The organism is Candidatus Avoscillospira sp. LCP25S3_F1 (genome assembly GCF_052117125.1).
In the GTDB taxonomy this organism is placed as follows: domain Bacteria; phylum Bacillota; class Clostridia; order Oscillospirales; family Oscillospiraceae; genus Avoscillospira_A.
In genome coordinates this window covers 48286-62229 of the sequence record NZ_JBQKJT010000012.1, presented here as the reverse complement: position 1 = coordinate 62229, position 13944 = coordinate 48286, and the positions used below count along the sequence as shown (strand labels likewise).

Below are 13944 nucleotides of genomic sequence, written 5' to 3'. Positions count from 1 at the left end.
ATGGCAGACAAAGTTTTGATGAAGGGCAACGAGGCCATTGCGGAAGCCGCCATCCAGGCCGGATGCCGGTTCTATTTCGGTTATCCCATCACGCCCCAAACGGAGATTGCCGCCTATATGGCCAAGCGGATGCCCAAGATCGGCGGCACCTTTTTGCAGGCCGAAAGTGAGATCGCGGCCATCAACATGGTCTACGGCGCTTCCGCCGCAGGCGCCCGGGTCATGACCTCCTCTTCCAGCCCCGGACTGTCCCTGAAATCGGAGGGTCTTTCCTATCTGGCCGGTTCCGATCTGCCCGCTGTCGTGGTCAACATCCAGCGGGGCGGCCCCGGTCTCGGCGGCATTCAGCCGTCCCAGTCCGACTACTTCCAGGCCACCCGGGCCCCCGGCCACGGCGACTTCCATATGATCGTTCTGGCCCCGGCCAGCGTCCAGGAGATGGCCGACCTGACCCGGACGGCCTTTGATCTGGCCGACCGCTACCGCATGACGGCCATGATCTTCGCCGACGGCACCATGGGCCAGATGATGGAGCCGGTGGCGCTGAACACCAGCGAGCCGGAGCGCATCGAAAAGCCCTGGGCCGTCACCGGCACCCAGAGCGGCCGCAAGCACAACATTATCAACTCCCTGTCCCTGGACCCGGCGGAGCTGGAGCGGTTCAACTTTGACCGCTACGAGCGGTACGCCGCCATTGCGGAGAAAGAAGTCCGCTGGGAGTCGTACTTAATGGACGATGCCGACGTGTGCGTGGTGGCCTACGGCATCGCCGCCCGCGTCTCCAAGAACGCCATCAATGAAGCCCGGAAACGGGGCATCAAGGCGGGTCTGATCCGTCCCATCACCCTCTGGCCCTTCCCCAGGAAGCCGCTGCTGGCCGCCGCCGACCACTGCAAGGCCTTCGTGTCGGTGGAGCTGTCCATGGGCCAGATGATTGAGGACGTGGAGCTGGCCACCCGCTGCCGCCGTCCCGTGTACCTGTGCAACCGCGCCGGCGGTATGATCCCCTCGCCGGAACAGGTGCTGGAATCCATTGTCCATGCCAATGAGGGAGGTACCAACCAATGAGCATCGTCTTTCAGAAGCCCCACGCGTTGACCGACGCGCCCATGCACTACTGCCCCGGCTGCACCCACGGCATCATCCACCGTCTGGTGGCCGAAGCCATTGATACCCTGGGCATCGAGGGCCGCACCGTCGGCATCGCCCCTGTGGGCTGCGCCGTCATGGCCTATAACTACTTTGCCTGCGATATGATCGAAGCGGCCCACGGCCGCGCCCCCGCCGTGGCCACCGGCTGCAAGCGGGCCAACCCCGGCAACATTGTGTTTACCTACCAGGGCGACGGCGATCTGGCGTCCATCGGCATGGCCGAAATCGTCCACGCCGCGGCCCGGCGAGAGAATATCACGGTGATTTTCGTCAACAACGCCATTTACGGCATGACCGGCGGCCAGATGGCCCCCACCAGTCTCCCCGGACAGGTGACCCAGACCTCCCCCTATGGCCGCGACGTGAAGACCGTGGGCTTCCCTGTCAAGGTCTGCGAGCTGCTGTCCCAGGTGGACGGCGCGGTGTATCTGGAACGGGTGGCCGTCAACAACGTCAAGAACGTGAAAAAGGCCAAAAAGGCCATTGAGACCGCGTTCCGCAATCAGGTGGAAGGCAAGGGCTTCAGCCTGATTGAAGTGGTGTCCTCCTGTCCCACCAACTGGGGCATGACGCCGCAGCAGGCGCTGGAATGGGTGGATTCGGCCATGATTCCCTACTATCCTTTGGGGGTCTACAAGGATTTGACAAAGGAGGTGGAGTAAATGGCGACGACCAATCTGCTGTTTGCGGGCTTCGGCGGGCAGGGCATTCTGTTTGCCGGGAAATTCCTGGCCTATAAGGGATTGATTGAAAACCGTCAGGTGTCGTGGCTGCCCTCCTACGGTCCGGAGATGCGCGGCGGCACGGCCAACTGCTCCGTCATCCTCTCCGACGAACCGGTGGGTTCCCCCATCGTCAACAATCCCGACGTGCTGATTGCCATGAACCTGCCGTCCCTGGACAAGTACGAGGACGCTGTGGTGCCCGGCGGTAAAATCTTCGTGGATTCCACGCTGGTGACCCGGCCTGTGCGCCGTACCGACGTCACCGTGTGCTACATCCCCGCCACCAAAATCGCCATAGACCACGATATGTCCACCCTGGCCAATATGGTCCTCATGGGCAAGGTCCTGGCCGACTGCCCGGAGCTGGGCGACGGCCACATGGCCGAAGCGCTTGCCAAGGTGGTTTCCGCCCGGAAGCAGAACCTGCTCGCCGTCAATGAGACGGCCTTGCAGCTGGGCCGCGAGTATCACGGCTGATCTGACACAAAAAATCCCGGATTCCTGTGGGAATCCGGGATTTTTACTATGTTACAGCCGCTGGCACATGGCGCGGATATAATCGGGGCTGGTGCCGCAGCAGCCGCCCAGAATGGATGCGCCCACGTCCCGCAGGGCAACCATATGCTGGGCAAACTCCTCTGGACCCATGGAGTAGACGGCCACGCCCTGGTCGTTGATCTCCGGCATACCGGCGTTGGGCTTGGCGATGAGGGGGACGCTGATTCGCTCCCGAAGGGTCCGGATGATACTGGTCAGCTGATTGGGACCCACGGCGCAGTTGATGCCCACCGCCGCCGCGCCCATGGCTTCCAGCTGCTCACAGGCATCGAAGATGTTGCCGCCGAAGAGCAGACCGCCGTCGGCCTCGATGGTCATGGACACCACCACCGGCAGGTCCGTGACGGCGTTGGCGGCGTCGAGAATGGCCGTGGCCTCTTCCACCGTCATGAGGGTTTCGGCGGCGATGTAGTCCACACCGGCCCGCTTGAGGGCCGTGATGACCTCCATATAGCACTCCACCAATTCGTCATAGGTGACGGGGCCAAGGGGCGCCATACGGCCTGTGGTGCTCACGTCGCCGGCCACCAGCACCTGACCGCCCACGGCTTCCCGGCTGATGGCCACCAGGGAGGGGATCAGGGACGGAATATCGGCCTCGGGCATACTGACCCGGTTGGCCTGGAAGGTGGGGGCGTAGACCACTTGGGACCCGGCGGCCACATAGGCCCGCTGCAAATCAATGAGGGCCTGCCGGTGTTCCAGCACCCACAATTCCGTGGACACGCCCCGGGGCATACCGGCCAGCATCAAATTGGAGCCGGTGGCGCCGTCGAGAATCAGCGGGCCTTGCTGTAGCCGTTCGGTCAGTTGTTCTTTCGTCATGGGTGCTCCTTTCTCCGTGGCCCCTTATACCAGGGCCGGTTCCTGTTCCTGCTGCTTGAGGTTTTCTCTTGCAATGGACAGCATCAGCTTGATGCGGTTCTCCTGATTGACCCGCGTCGCGCCAGGGTCGTAGTCGATGGCCACGATGTTGGCCTGGGGGCACTTTTCCTTGACCGTGCGGGCCATGCCCTTGGCTACGATGTGGTTGGGCAGGCATCCGAAGGGCTGGACCGTGATGATATTGGCGTAGCCCAGCTCGGCCAGCTCCATCATCTCGCCGGACAGCAGCCAGCCCTCGCCCATCTTGCAGCCCCGGCCGATGACGCTGGCGGCCAGGTCCAGCAGGTGGGAAAATTCCGAGGGGGCCGTAAAGCCGTGGTCCATGGCGGCCTTGCGCATTTCGTTGCGGATGCCGTTGAGGAACTTGACGATCTGCACATGGAAAAAGTGCTTCCATTTGCTGCTGCCGTAGAGGGCGTCGTCCTCCAGGGAGTTCTGCATGGTGTACATGATGAAGTCATAGAGGCCCGGCACCATGGTTTCACAGCCCTGCTCATAGAGGAACTGTTCCAGATTATTATTGCCCAGTGCCGCGTATTTGACGTAGATTTCTCCAACCACGCCCACCTTGACTCGCTGTTCGTCGCGGACGGGGATTTTGGCAAAGTCGGCGGCAATGGCATTGAGGTTTTTCCGCAGCGTCCGCCGGGACAGCAGCTGTGTGGAACGGAAATTGGACAGCAGCCGGGCCGTCCACTCCTCGGTGAGCCGGTCGGCATCGCCCTTTTCGATCTCGTATGGAATCACCTGATTCCGCAGCAGCATCAGCGTATCGCCGTAGATGACGGCCATCATGGCCTTGATGACCATGGGAATCGTAAAGGGAATGGCGTTTTCGTCGAGACCGGCAAAGTTCAGCGACAGCACCGGTACAAAGTCAAAGCCCGCCTTGTCCAGCGCCTTGCGGAGCAGGCACACATAGTTGGACGCCCGGCAGCCGCCGCCGGTCTGGCTCAGGAGCAGCGCCGTCTTATGGACGTCGTACTTGCCCGAGTGGAGGGCGTCCATCATCTGGCCGATGCACAGCAGGGCCGGATAACAGGTGTCGTTGTGGACGTATTTGAGGCCCTCGTCCACCACCTCCTGGCCCTGGTTGTAGAGGATTTCCACGTTGTAGCCGTAGGACCGGAAGATGTGGGCGAGAAATTTGAAGTGGATGGTGGTCATGTCGGGAATCAGGATGGTATAGTCCTTTTTCATGACCTCCGTGAACTTGGGGCCGCTCATTGGGCACCTCCTTGGTCATTGAGTGCGGAGAATAGGCTGCGCAGACGGATGCGGACGGCGCCCAGGTTGGTGATCTCATCGATCTTGATCTGGGTGTAAATTTTGCCGCCCCGCTCCAGGATAGAGCGCACCTCGTCGGTGGTGATGGCATCCAGGCCGCAGCCGAAGGAGACCATCTGCACCAGGTTCAGCTTGGGGTCGTGGCTCTCGGCCACGAATTTGGCCGCGGCATAGAGCCGGGTATGGTAGGTCCACTGGTTGAGGACGTTGACAGGGAATTTCTCTTCTTTCCACGCGATGGCATCCTCGGAGATGACGACGGCCCCCAGCTCGCCGATGAGCTGATCGATGCCGTGGTTCACCTCCGGGTCCAGGTGGTAGGGACGGCCCGCCAGAATGATGACCGGCAGCCCCTTTTCCCGGGCCAGGCGGAGATATTCCTCGCCCTTGCGGTGGATTTTGTCCAGATAGGCGTGGTACTCCTGGTAGGCCGCCTCCGCCGCCTGCTGCAATTCCCGCTTGGTGATATCGGGCCAGTGGGGATGGAGACAGGCAAAAATGCCCTTGAGGAACTGCTTTTTATCGTGGATGCACAGGTAATCGCTGAGGAAGCGGATGTTCCGCACGTCGGGCATATTGACCCGGATGACCTCGGGATAGTAGGCCACCACGGGACAGTTGTAGTGGTTGGTGCCCTTGCCCTCGTCCATGTTGTAGGTGAGACAGGGGTAGAAGATGGTCTCCACGCCGCTGTCGATGAGGGATTGGATATGTCCGTGCATCAGCTTGGCCGGATAACAGGCCGTATCGCTGGAGATGGTGTTCTGACCCAGCTGGTACAGGCTCCGGCTGGACACCGGCGACTGGAGGACCTCAAAGCCCAGCTTGGTGAAGAACGTGTGGAAGAACGGCAGCAATTCAAAGAAATTGAGGCCCATGGGGATGCCCAGCTTGCCCCGTCTGCCGGGCTGGGCCGTGTACCCGGCCAACAGCTGCCGCTTGTAGTCGTAGAGGCTCATCTGGACGGCGTTGCCCTTCTTGGCCGTGGGTTTCTCGCAGCGGTTGCCGCCGATGAACCGGCGGCCGCCGTCGAAGGTGTTGATGGTCAGGGAACAGTGGTTTTCGCAGCCGTTGCAGGTGATATTCCGCACCTGGTGGGTGAACTTTGCCAGCCCCTCCACATTCAGCACCGTGCTCTTGCCGCCGGTGGCCTTGCGCTTGGCGTAGAGGGCCGCGCCGTAGGCGCCCATCAATCCGGCGATGTTGGGCCGGGTGACGTTGCGACCGATCTCCTGCTCAAAGGCCCGCAGCACGGCATCGTTGAGGAACGTACCGCCCTGGACCACGATGTGCTTTCCGAGTGCATCGCCGTTGGCGGCCCGAATGACCTTATAGATGGCGTTCTTCACGACGCTGACGGACAGGCCCGCCGAGATATTCTCAATGGAAGCGCCGTCCTTCTGGGCCTGCTTGACGGAGGAGTTCATAAAGACCGTGCAGCGGGAACCCAGGTCCACGGGATTGTCGGCGTAGATGCCCCGTTGGGCAAAGTCGGCAATGGAATAGCCCAAGGCCCCGGCGAAGGTCTGCAAAAAGGAGCCGCAGCCGGAGGAACAGGCCTCATTGAGGAAAATGTTGTCGATGACGCCGCCCCGAATTTGGAAGCACTTGATATCCTGGCCGCCGATGTCGATGATAAAGTCCACGTCGGGCTGGAACTTTTTCGCCGCGGCAAAATGGGCCATGGTCTCAACGAGAGACGTGTCGAAGCAGAAGGCGCTGCGGACCATGTCCTCGCCGTAGCCGGTGGAGGCCGCCCCGGCAATGGTCATGTTGGGGAATTTCCGGTAGACCGTCTCCAGGAACTCCTTGACCAGGGGCACCGGATTGCCGCCGTTGGGGAGATAGGAGGTATAGAGAATCTGCTCATCCTCCCGCATGAGCACGGCCTTGACGGTGGTGGAACCGGCGTCCACGCCCAGATAGGTTTTTCCGCTGTAGCCGGGGTCCTCGACGGTTTCCACCCGGTCGGCGTCGTGGCGGGTTTTGAACTCCTGATACTCCTCCTCGTTGGCAAAGAGGGGCTTGCAGGACTTGTAATCGTTGCCGGCCACTGCCGCGTCCAGCGTGGCGGCCAGCTCCTCCAGGTTCACCCGGGAGTCGGCCAGCTCCGCCGCGCCCCGGGCCACGAAGTACAGGGAGTGATCGGGGCAGATGCCCTTCAGGCCCAGAATCCGGTCGAAGCTGTTGCGCAGTTCCGGCAGGAACGTCAGGGGGCCGCCCAGGTAGACCACCCGCCCGGCGATCTGACGGCCCTGGGCCAGACCGGCAATGGTCTGGTTGACCACGGCGGCCAGGATACTGGCGGCCACGTCCTCCTTCTTTGCGCCCTGGTTCAGCAGAGGCTGAATGTCGGACTTGGCGAAGACGCCGCAGCGGGACGCCACGGAATAGAGCTTTTCATAGTGGGCGGCCAGATCGTTGAGTTGGTCCGGCGTCACGTTCAGCAGCGTGGCCATCTGGTCGATGAATGCGCCGGTGCCGCCGGCGCAGCTGCCGTTCATGCGCACTTCCAAATCCTTGCGGCCGTTGTTGGTCAGGAACAGGATTTTGGCGTCCTCGCCGCCCAGCTCAATGACCGTGTCCACGTCGCCCAAGACGCTTTCCACCGCCTGGCGGGTGGCGTAGACCTCCTGCTGGAAGGCCAGTCCCAGCCGTTCGGCCAGCCCCATACCGGCGGAGCCGGAAATGGCAAAGCGCACGTCACCGGTACCGATGGTGTTTGCGATGTCCCGGAGCATGGCGGCGGCCTTCTCCGTAATCATGGAATAGTGTCGTTCGTACTTTTCATACAGGAGCGCGCCGGTGTCGTCCAGGGCCACTGCCTTGAGGGTGGTGGAGCCGATATCCAGACCGACGCGAATTTCTTTATTCAATCTAAATCACCTCATAAAACTGCAAAAAGGCAGTACAAACTAAGAATAACCCCCTATTTTTGCAATGTCAAGGAATTTTCTTTCCGCCATTGAGAATTGCACAAAAACCCCTGTTTCCAGCCCGGTCTTTTTGGCGTTAATGTCTTTACACCGTCGCCCGCATTATTTTCCTACTGCTTTTCTAGGTCATACCCCTTGACAACCGGCCGGTGCCGTTGTATAATGCGGCCATAAACACTACACCCCAGAGGGGTGTTACTCCAGGAGGTAGTTCCCATGATGGCAGACCCCAAGCAGGTCCTGCGGCTGTTGAAGACGGCCCGGGGCCAGATTGACGGCATCATCAGAATGGTGGAAGAGGACCGGTACTGTATGGATATTTCCCAGCAGTTGATGGCCACCACGGCCCTTTTGACCACCGTCAACCGGCAGGTGCTGACGGCCCATTTAAAGCACTGTGTCAGCGCCGCCGAAACCCAGGAGCAGCGAGACGAGAAAATCGACGAGCTGGTGGCCATGCTCCAGAAAATCCTCAAGTGAGGTGAGACCATGCAGAAAGAAAAATTTACCGTCACCGGCATGACCTGCGCCGCCTGTTCGGCCCACGTGGAAAAGGCCGTCAAACAGGTGCCCGGCGTCTGCTCGGTCAACGTCAATCTCCTGGGCGGGTCCATGGTGGTGGAACACGACGGCGACAGCCAACCCATCATTGATGCCGTGGTCAAAGCCGGATACGGCGCTTCCCTGCCCCAGACCAACGCCGCCGCCCCCATGGCCCCCGCCCAGCCCAACAACGAAGCGGAATTAAAGTCCATGAAACAACGCCTGATCTGGTCGGTTGTCTTTATGGTACCGCTGTTCTATCTGTCCATGGGTCACATGATGGGCTGGCCCCTGCCCCATATCTTCCACGGGACAGAAAACGCGTTGATCTTCGCCCTGACAGCCTTTTTGCTGACGCTGCCGCCGCTGATTATCAATCAAAAATACTTCCGGGTGGGCTTCAAGGCCCTGTGGAACCGTTCGCCCAACATGGATTCTCTGATTGCCGTGGGCGCGTCGGCGGCGGTGGTTTACGGTATCGCCGCCCTGTACGCCATCGGCTACGGACTGGGCCACGACCGTATGGACCTGGTGGAAAAGTACACCATGGAGCTGTACTTTGAATCGGCGGCCATGATCGTCACCCTCATCACCGTGGGCAAATTCCTGGAGACCCGCTCCAAGGGCCGCACGGGCCAGGCCATTGCCCGACTGCTGGATTTGTCCCCCAAGACGGCCACGGTCCTGCGGGACGGCGGCGAGGTGGAGATTCCCGTGGAGCAGGTGCAGCTGGGCGATTTGCTGCTGGTGCGGCCAGGCAAGGCCATGCCCGTGGACGGCGTGGTGGTGGAGGGCCAGTCGGCGGTCGATCAGTCGGCCCTCACCGGCGAATCCATCCCGGTTGACAAAGGCCCCGGCGACACGGTGATCTCCGCGTCGGTCAACGGCTCCGGCGTTCTGACGGTCCGGGCCACCCGGGTGGGCCAGGACACCACCCTTTCCCAGATGGTCCGGCTGGTGGAGGACGCCGCCGGGTCCAAGGCCCCCATTGCCCGGCTGGCCGACAAGGTTTCCGGTATCTTTGTACCGGTGGTCATGTCCATTTCCCTTTTGACGGCCATTGTCTGGCTGGTCACCGGCCACAGCATCGGGCAGGCCCTGACCTCCGCCGTGGCGGTACTGGTCATCTCCTGCCCCTGCGCCCTGGGTCTTGCCACCCCCGTCGCCATTATGGTCGGCACCGGCAAGGGCGCGGAGCACGGCATCCTCATCAAATCCGCCGAAGCGCTGGAAACGCTGCGGGACGTGGATACCATCGTCCTCGACAAGACCGGCACCGTCACCGAGGGCAAACCCAAGGTCACCGATGTGCTTCCCCTGTCTGATCTCAGCGAGACGGCTCTGTTACAGGCTGCCGCCAGCGTGGAATATCCGTCGGAGCACCCCTTGGGCGCGGCCATTGTGGCCGAAGCGGAACGCCGGGGCCTGTCCCGCTCCCCTGTGGCGGACTTTGCCGCCGTCCATGGCAAGGGCGTCCGGGCCACCCTGGACGGAACCCCCTGGGCCGCCGGCAACCGGGCCTTTCTCAAAGAGCTGTCCCTGGATGATTCCGCCGTGGCCGCCCAATCCGACGCCCTGGCCGAAGCGGGCAAAACGCCCCTGTACTTCGTCCGGAATGGGGAATTGGTGGGCATGATCGCCGTGGCCGACACGGTGAAGGACACCAGCGCCGCCGCCATCGAGGGATTCTCCAAGCTGGGCCTTTCGGTGGTGCTGCTGACCGGCGACAACGAGCGGACCGCCAAGGCCATCGGCCGCCAGCTGGGTCTCGACAATGTCATTGCCGAGGTCCTGCCCACGGACAAGGAGCGCCATGTGGCCCGGCTCCAGCAGGAGGGCCATAAGGTAGCCATGGTGGGCGACGGCATCAATGACGCCCCGGCCCTGGCTCGTGCCGACGTGGGTTTAGCCATCGGCGCGGGTGCGGACATCGCCATGGAGTCCGCCGACATCGTCTTGATGAAGAGCAGTCTCACCGACGCGGTGACGGCCGTGGAATTGTCCCGTGCCACCATCCGCAACATCAAGGAAAATCTGTTCTGGGCGTTCTTTTATAATGTCATCTGCATTCCGGTGGCGGCGGGCGCGCTGTATCCGCTGTTCCATTTGCAGCTGTCCCCCATGTTTGCCGCCGCGGCCATGAGCCTCAGCTCGGTCTGCGTCGTCACCAATGCCCTGCGGCTGCGGTCCTTCCGGCCCAGCCTGCGGACTATTCCACAACCCATCCCACAAGAATCTGTCAGGAGGAACGAAACCATGCAAGAACTGACCATCACTGTCAACGGTATGATGTGCGGACACTGTGCCGCCCGGGTGGAAAAGGCCGCCACCGATGCCGGCGCTTCCGCCGCCAAGGTGGACCTGGAGGCCAAAACCGTCACCTGCACCGTCTCCGATGCCGCCCTGGAGGGCGCCATCCGGGCCGCCATCACCGAGGCCGGTTACGAAGTGGCGTGACCGCCCCGCCAAACACGCCGAAGGGACACCGTATGGCACGGTGTCCCTTTTTTTGTAATGCCCCTTGACTGTACAGTTACTGTATGGTTTATACTGTAGCTGTCGGATAGAAGGAGGTTTTATCATGACGACGAACGCACGCCGCAACGCATTGCGCCACTACGGGACGCTGCTGCTGGGCGTAGCCATTCTGGCCTTTGGCCTGTACAACGTCCACAGCCGGACCGCCATCACCGAGGGCGGCGTCCTGGGTATGACGCTGCTGATTCAGCACTGGTTCCACATCACACCGGGTATTTCCGGCCTGATTCTGGATATCACCTGCTACATTTTCGGCTTCCGGCTCCTGGGCAAAGCCTTTCTGAAAAACGCCCTGGTAGCCAGTGTGGGATTTTCGGCCTGTTACAACATCTATGAATGGTTTGGCTATGTGCTGCCGGACCTGTCCCCCTATCCCCTGGCGGCCTGTCTGCTGGGCGGGCTCTTCGTGGGCGTGGGCGTGGGGCTGGTGGTCCGGGAGGGCGGCGCTTCCGGCGGCGATGACGCCCTGGCCCTGATCATTGCCAAGGTCAGCGGCTGCCGCATTGCCATTGCCTATCTGGCTACGGACCTGACGGTGCTGCTGCTGTCCCTCAGCTATATCCCCTGGCAGCGCATCGCCTATTCTCTCATCACCGTGACCCTGTCCTCGTTTTTAATCGACAAAATCCAGACGTTCCGCGTCTCCCGCCGGGAAACCGCATAAACCGTTATGCGCTTTCCGCACACCTCGAAACTGGGCAAACTGGAAGGCGCATTCCTGATTTTTTGCACAACAAAAAACAGGCCCCGGAGGGCCTGTTCAGGAATACGCTGAATGGATTGTTGCGAGCCGGTACCGCATATTGTTTTTTGTCAGTTTCTCTGGAACTTTGCAGCCCAGTTTTTCTCAACGCCGATGTAGCAAAGTCCCTGCAGTGCGGGGAGCGCCGCCAGATAGGCAATGCCTCTGCGGCTGGTGTAATTACTATACTCTCCGCTGCTGTTAGCGATCAACAGCATTGCATTGGCAAAGAATGCGATGCACACCAAAAAGGCCAGGATGCTCCAAGGAATGAGTCCCTTATCCTTTTTTCTCAGGCAGATTCCCACAATACCGGAAACGACTGCACCCACACTGGTCAGCGCGTCGCACAGCAGCAGCAGGACCAGCGTCCCTGTAGGAAGCACGCCGCTTTGGAACATCTGCGGCCATGTGCTGAGCCCCTGGAAAAAGAAAACCGAGCGGCCCAGTCCCAGCAGCAAAACAACACTAAAAATCACTAAATTCCGGCGGTAATTATACATGGATTACACTCCCTTTTCCTGTATGCGGCAATACGGAACTCTGTATATCGACCGATTGAACGTAGTATTTAAGGGTTCTCTCGAAAAAAGCAGTCACTTCTTTGGGCGCTGCCTGAATCGGTATCCCAAAATCGTATATCGAAGCGATTGGGAACGTTTTCAGTACCCGGTATCACTATACCGCACAACGGGTGCAACGTTTGATGGCCTTCATTCCCTCTCTCCGTTACGCTCTGCCCTGCTGCCGGAGGAAGTGCTCCGTCTGGGCCAGCTGCTCCGGAGTGTTGACACCGATGATCTGCTCATTGAGCACGGCCTTGCAGACCTTGACCTTGCCGCCGGCGGCCTGAATCAGCGCCGGAGCGTCGGTGAGATAATATTCCTTCTGGGCGTTGTTGTTCTGGAGCTTGTCCAGCGCTTCCAGCAGCGCCTTGCAGTCAAACGCGTAGATGCCCACGTTCAGATCGCGGATTTTCTTCTGCTCCTCAGTGCAGTCCCGGTCCTCTACCACGCCGATGAAATTGTTGTCCCCATCCATGAGCACGCGGCCATAGGGCAGATAGTCCTCACAGGTGCCCGACAGCAGGGTACACTGTGCGCCGGAGGCGGCGTGCTCCCGCAGCAGGGATTCATAGACCTCCTTGCGCACCAGGGGCATGTCGCCATAGCACACCAGCACCGTGCCGTCAAAGTCTTTCAGGTGCTCTTTGGCGCACTGGACGGCGTGGCCGGTGCCCATCTGCGGCTCCTGCAGCGCCGTGGGATAGCCGGGGAACGCCTGCTCCACCAGCTCATGGAGATATCCCACCACCAGCACCGTGTTCTCCGGGGCGATAAAGTCCAGCTGGGTCAGGACATGGTACAGCAGCGGCTTGCCGCAGGCCTCCCGCAGCACCTTGGGCATATGGCAGGATTCGGACTGCATCCGGGTACCCTTGCCGGCGGCCAGAACCACCGCTTTGATTTCAGACATGGTTGATCCTTCCTTTCTCATACTATGGTACCGCTTCCCAGTACCAGCTCTCCATCATAAAACACCGCCGCCTGACCCGGCGTCACGGCCCGCTGGGGCTCGTCGAACACCAGCTGCGCGCCGCTGTCCGTCACCGTGACGGTGCAGGCTGCCGGTTTGGCCGTATAGCGCAGCTTGACCGACGCACGGAACTGCTCCGGCGGCTGCTCCCAGGGAATCCAGTTGGTCCCCGTCACCGTCACATCGGTGGTGAACAGGGCGTCGCTGTCTCCCACCACCACATCGGGCCGCGGCTTGGACAGGACATACACACGCCGCCCGGCGGCAATCTCCAATCCCCGCCGCTGGCCGATGGTATAGCCCTCATAGCCCCGGTGGGGTCCCAGCACCGTGCCGTCGGGGTCGATAAAATTGCCCGGCTGGGGCTCCAGGCCCCACCGGCACAGAAAGCCCATATAGTCCCCGTCGGGGACAAAACAGATGTCCTGGGAGTCCTTTTTCACCTGCTGCTCCAGCAGGCCCATGGCTTCGGCCTGCTGCCGGACTTCCGCCTTGGTATAGCTGCCCAGAGGCAGGACCGTATGGCCCAACTGGTACTGGCTCAAACCCGCCAGCATATACGTCTGGTCCTTGGCATTGTCCCTGGCCGTTTTCAGCAGATAGCGGCCCGTCTCCGGGTCCTGCTCGATGCGGGCATAGTGGCCCGTTGCCATGCCGTCATAGCCCAGTTCCAGCGCCGCATCGAGAAATTTTCCGAATTTCAGCGCCTTGTTGCAGAAAATGCAGGGGTTGGGCGTGCCGCCCTGCTGATAGACCTGCGCAAAGGGCGCAATGACCATCCGTTCAAACTCCGGCTGCCACTGAAAACAGTGAAATTCCAGGTTCAGCCGCCGGGCGGCGGCTGCGGCGTCGGCGGCCTCGCTCTCTCCGCCGGGGCGCAGGAGCATGGTGGCCCCGCCGGGCTCGTATCCCATCTGCCGGAGCAGGCCCGCCGTCACGGCGCTGTCCACGCCGCCGGACATGGCTGTTAAAATCTTTCGCATTGGTTGTTCCTTTCCCTTGGGTTTCTCCCAACAGCATATCCAATTATACAATAAAATGC

12 protein-coding genes are annotated in these 13944 nt (G+C 61.0%); 6 read left to right on the top strand and 6 right to left on the bottom strand.

Annotated features, from left to right (window positions below; all coding sequences use genetic code 11):
- Genes ACTQ33_RS11835 through ACTQ33_RS11825 form a run of 3 tightly spaced genes read left to right on the top strand, consistent with a single transcriptional unit; the run spans window position 1 to window position 2354 of the window.
- On the top strand, window positions 1-1068 hold the full coding sequence (locus ACTQ33_RS11835) for a 3-methyl-2-oxobutanoate dehydrogenase subunit VorB (protein ID WP_441464801.1): 1068 nt from the start codon (window positions 1-3) through the stop codon (window positions 1066-1068).
- Complete coding sequence (locus ACTQ33_RS11830) at window positions 1065-1814, top strand: thiamine pyrophosphate-dependent enzyme (RefSeq protein WP_441464800.1); 750 nt, start codon at window positions 1065-1067, stop codon at window positions 1812-1814. The genes ACTQ33_RS11835 and ACTQ33_RS11830 overlap by 4 nt, the downstream gene beginning before the upstream one ends.
- Entirely contained in the window at window positions 1815-2354 is a 540-nt protein-coding gene (locus tag ACTQ33_RS11825) for a 2-oxoacid:acceptor oxidoreductase family protein (RefSeq protein WP_441464799.1), read from the top strand.
- Window positions 2355-2405: 51 nt separating this feature from the next.
- Here the strand turns inward: ACTQ33_RS11825 and ACTQ33_RS11820 are convergent, their stop codons facing one another.
- The 3 genes from ACTQ33_RS11820 to ACTQ33_RS11810 are packed head-to-tail and all read right to left on the bottom strand — an operon-like array spanning window position 2406 to window position 7471.
- A complete protein-coding gene (locus ACTQ33_RS11820) occupies window positions 2406-3260 on the bottom strand; it encodes a homocysteine S-methyltransferase family protein (RefSeq protein WP_441464798.1) in 855 nt (284 codons plus the stop codon).
- Between the two features lie 24 nt (window positions 3261-3284).
- Window positions 3285-4547: a 2-hydroxyglutaryl-CoA dehydratase gene (locus tag ACTQ33_RS11815; RefSeq protein WP_441464797.1), complete on the bottom strand. Its 1263-nt coding sequence runs from the start codon at window positions 4545-4547 to the stop codon at window positions 3285-3287.
- A complete protein-coding gene (locus ACTQ33_RS11810) occupies window positions 4544-7471 on the bottom strand; it encodes an acyl-CoA dehydratase activase-related protein (RefSeq protein ID WP_441464858.1) in 2928 nt (975 codons plus the stop codon). Before ACTQ33_RS11810 ends, ACTQ33_RS11815 begins: the two co-directional genes overlap by 4 nt.
- A gap of 288 nt (window positions 7472-7759) precedes the next feature.
- Between ACTQ33_RS11810 and ACTQ33_RS11805 the strand changes: the two genes are divergently transcribed.
- The 3 genes from ACTQ33_RS11805 to ACTQ33_RS11795 all read left to right on the top strand — a co-directional run bounded on the left by ACTQ33_RS11805 (window position 7760) and on the right by ACTQ33_RS11795 (window position 11288).
- Complete coding sequence (locus tag ACTQ33_RS11805; protein ID WP_441464796.1) at window positions 7760-8023, top strand: metal-sensing transcriptional repressor; 264 nt, start codon at window positions 7760-7762, stop codon at window positions 8021-8023.
- A 9-nt stretch (window positions 8024-8032) separates the two neighbouring features.
- The gene (locus ACTQ33_RS11800) at window positions 8033-10543 is read left to right on the top strand and encodes a heavy metal translocating P-type ATPase (RefSeq protein WP_441464795.1); all 2511 of its coding nucleotides are present in this window, start codon (window positions 8033-8035) and stop codon (window positions 10541-10543) included.
- 124 nt (window positions 10544-10667) lie between these two features.
- Window positions 10668-11288, top strand: a complete 621-nt coding sequence (locus ACTQ33_RS11795; RefSeq protein ID WP_441464794.1) for a YitT family protein — start codon at window positions 10668-10670, stop codon at window positions 11286-11288.
- Window positions 11289-11437: 149 nt separating this feature from the next.
- Here ACTQ33_RS11795 and ACTQ33_RS11790 read toward each other — a convergent pair whose 3' ends face one another.
- The 3 genes from ACTQ33_RS11790 to mnmA all read right to left on the bottom strand — a co-directional run bounded on the left by ACTQ33_RS11790 (window position 11438) and on the right by mnmA (window position 13885).
- A complete protein-coding gene (locus ACTQ33_RS11790; RefSeq protein ID WP_441464793.1) occupies window positions 11438-11869 on the bottom strand; it encodes a hypothetical protein in 432 nt (143 codons plus the stop codon).
- A gap of 226 nt (window positions 11870-12095) precedes the next feature.
- The gene (locus ACTQ33_RS11785) at window positions 12096-12842 is read right to left on the bottom strand and encodes an NTP transferase domain-containing protein (protein ID WP_441464792.1); all 747 of its coding nucleotides are present in this window, start codon (window positions 12840-12842) and stop codon (window positions 12096-12098) included.
- Window positions 12843-12859: 17 nt separating this feature from the next.
- On the bottom strand, window positions 12860-13885 hold the full coding sequence (gene mnmA, locus ACTQ33_RS11780; RefSeq protein ID WP_441464791.1) for a tRNA 2-thiouridine(34) synthase MnmA: 1026 nt from the start codon (window positions 13883-13885) through the stop codon (window positions 12860-12862).
- Window positions 13886-13944: the final 59 nt, after the last annotated feature.

What these genes read in the sequence shown, in the direction of transcription:
- ACTQ33_RS11800 (WP_441464795.1), top strand. Translation starts at nt 8,033, where the DNA reads ATGCAGAAAGAAAAATTTACCGTCACCGGCATGACCTGCGCCGCCTGT.
- ACTQ33_RS11805 (WP_441464796.1), top strand. Translation starts at nt 7,760, where the DNA reads ATGATGGCAGACCCCAAGCAGGTCCTGCGGCTGTTGAAGACGGCCCGG.
- ACTQ33_RS11820 (WP_441464798.1), bottom strand. Translation starts at nt 3,260, where the DNA reads ATGACGAAAGAACAACTGACCGAACGGCTACAGCAAGGCCCGCTGATT.
- ACTQ33_RS11785 (WP_441464792.1), bottom strand. Translation starts at nt 12,842, where the DNA reads ATGTCTGAAATCAAAGCGGTGGTTCTGGCCGCCGGCAAGGGTACCCGG.
- ACTQ33_RS11795 (WP_441464794.1), top strand. Translation starts at nt 10,668, where the DNA reads ATGACGACGAACGCACGCCGCAACGCATTGCGCCACTACGGGACGCTG.
- ACTQ33_RS11815 (WP_441464797.1), bottom strand. Translation starts at nt 4,547, where the DNA reads ATGAGCGGCCCCAAGTTCACGGAGGTCATGAAAAAGGACTATACCATC.
- ACTQ33_RS11790 (WP_441464793.1), bottom strand. Translation starts at nt 11,869, where the DNA reads ATGTATAATTACCGCCGGAATTTAGTGATTTTTAGTGTTGTTTTGCTG.
- ACTQ33_RS11825 (WP_441464799.1), top strand. Translation starts at nt 1,815, where the DNA reads ATGGCGACGACCAATCTGCTGTTTGCGGGCTTCGGCGGGCAGGGCATT.
- ACTQ33_RS11835 (WP_441464801.1), top strand. Translation starts at nt 1, where the DNA reads ATGGCAGACAAAGTTTTGATGAAGGGCAACGAGGCCATTGCGGAAGCC.
- ACTQ33_RS11830 (WP_441464800.1), top strand. Translation starts at nt 1,065, where the DNA reads ATGAGCATCGTCTTTCAGAAGCCCCACGCGTTGACCGACGCGCCCATG.
- mnmA (WP_441464791.1), bottom strand. Translation starts at nt 13,885, where the DNA reads ATGCGAAAGATTTTAACAGCCATGTCCGGCGGCGTGGACAGCGCCGTG.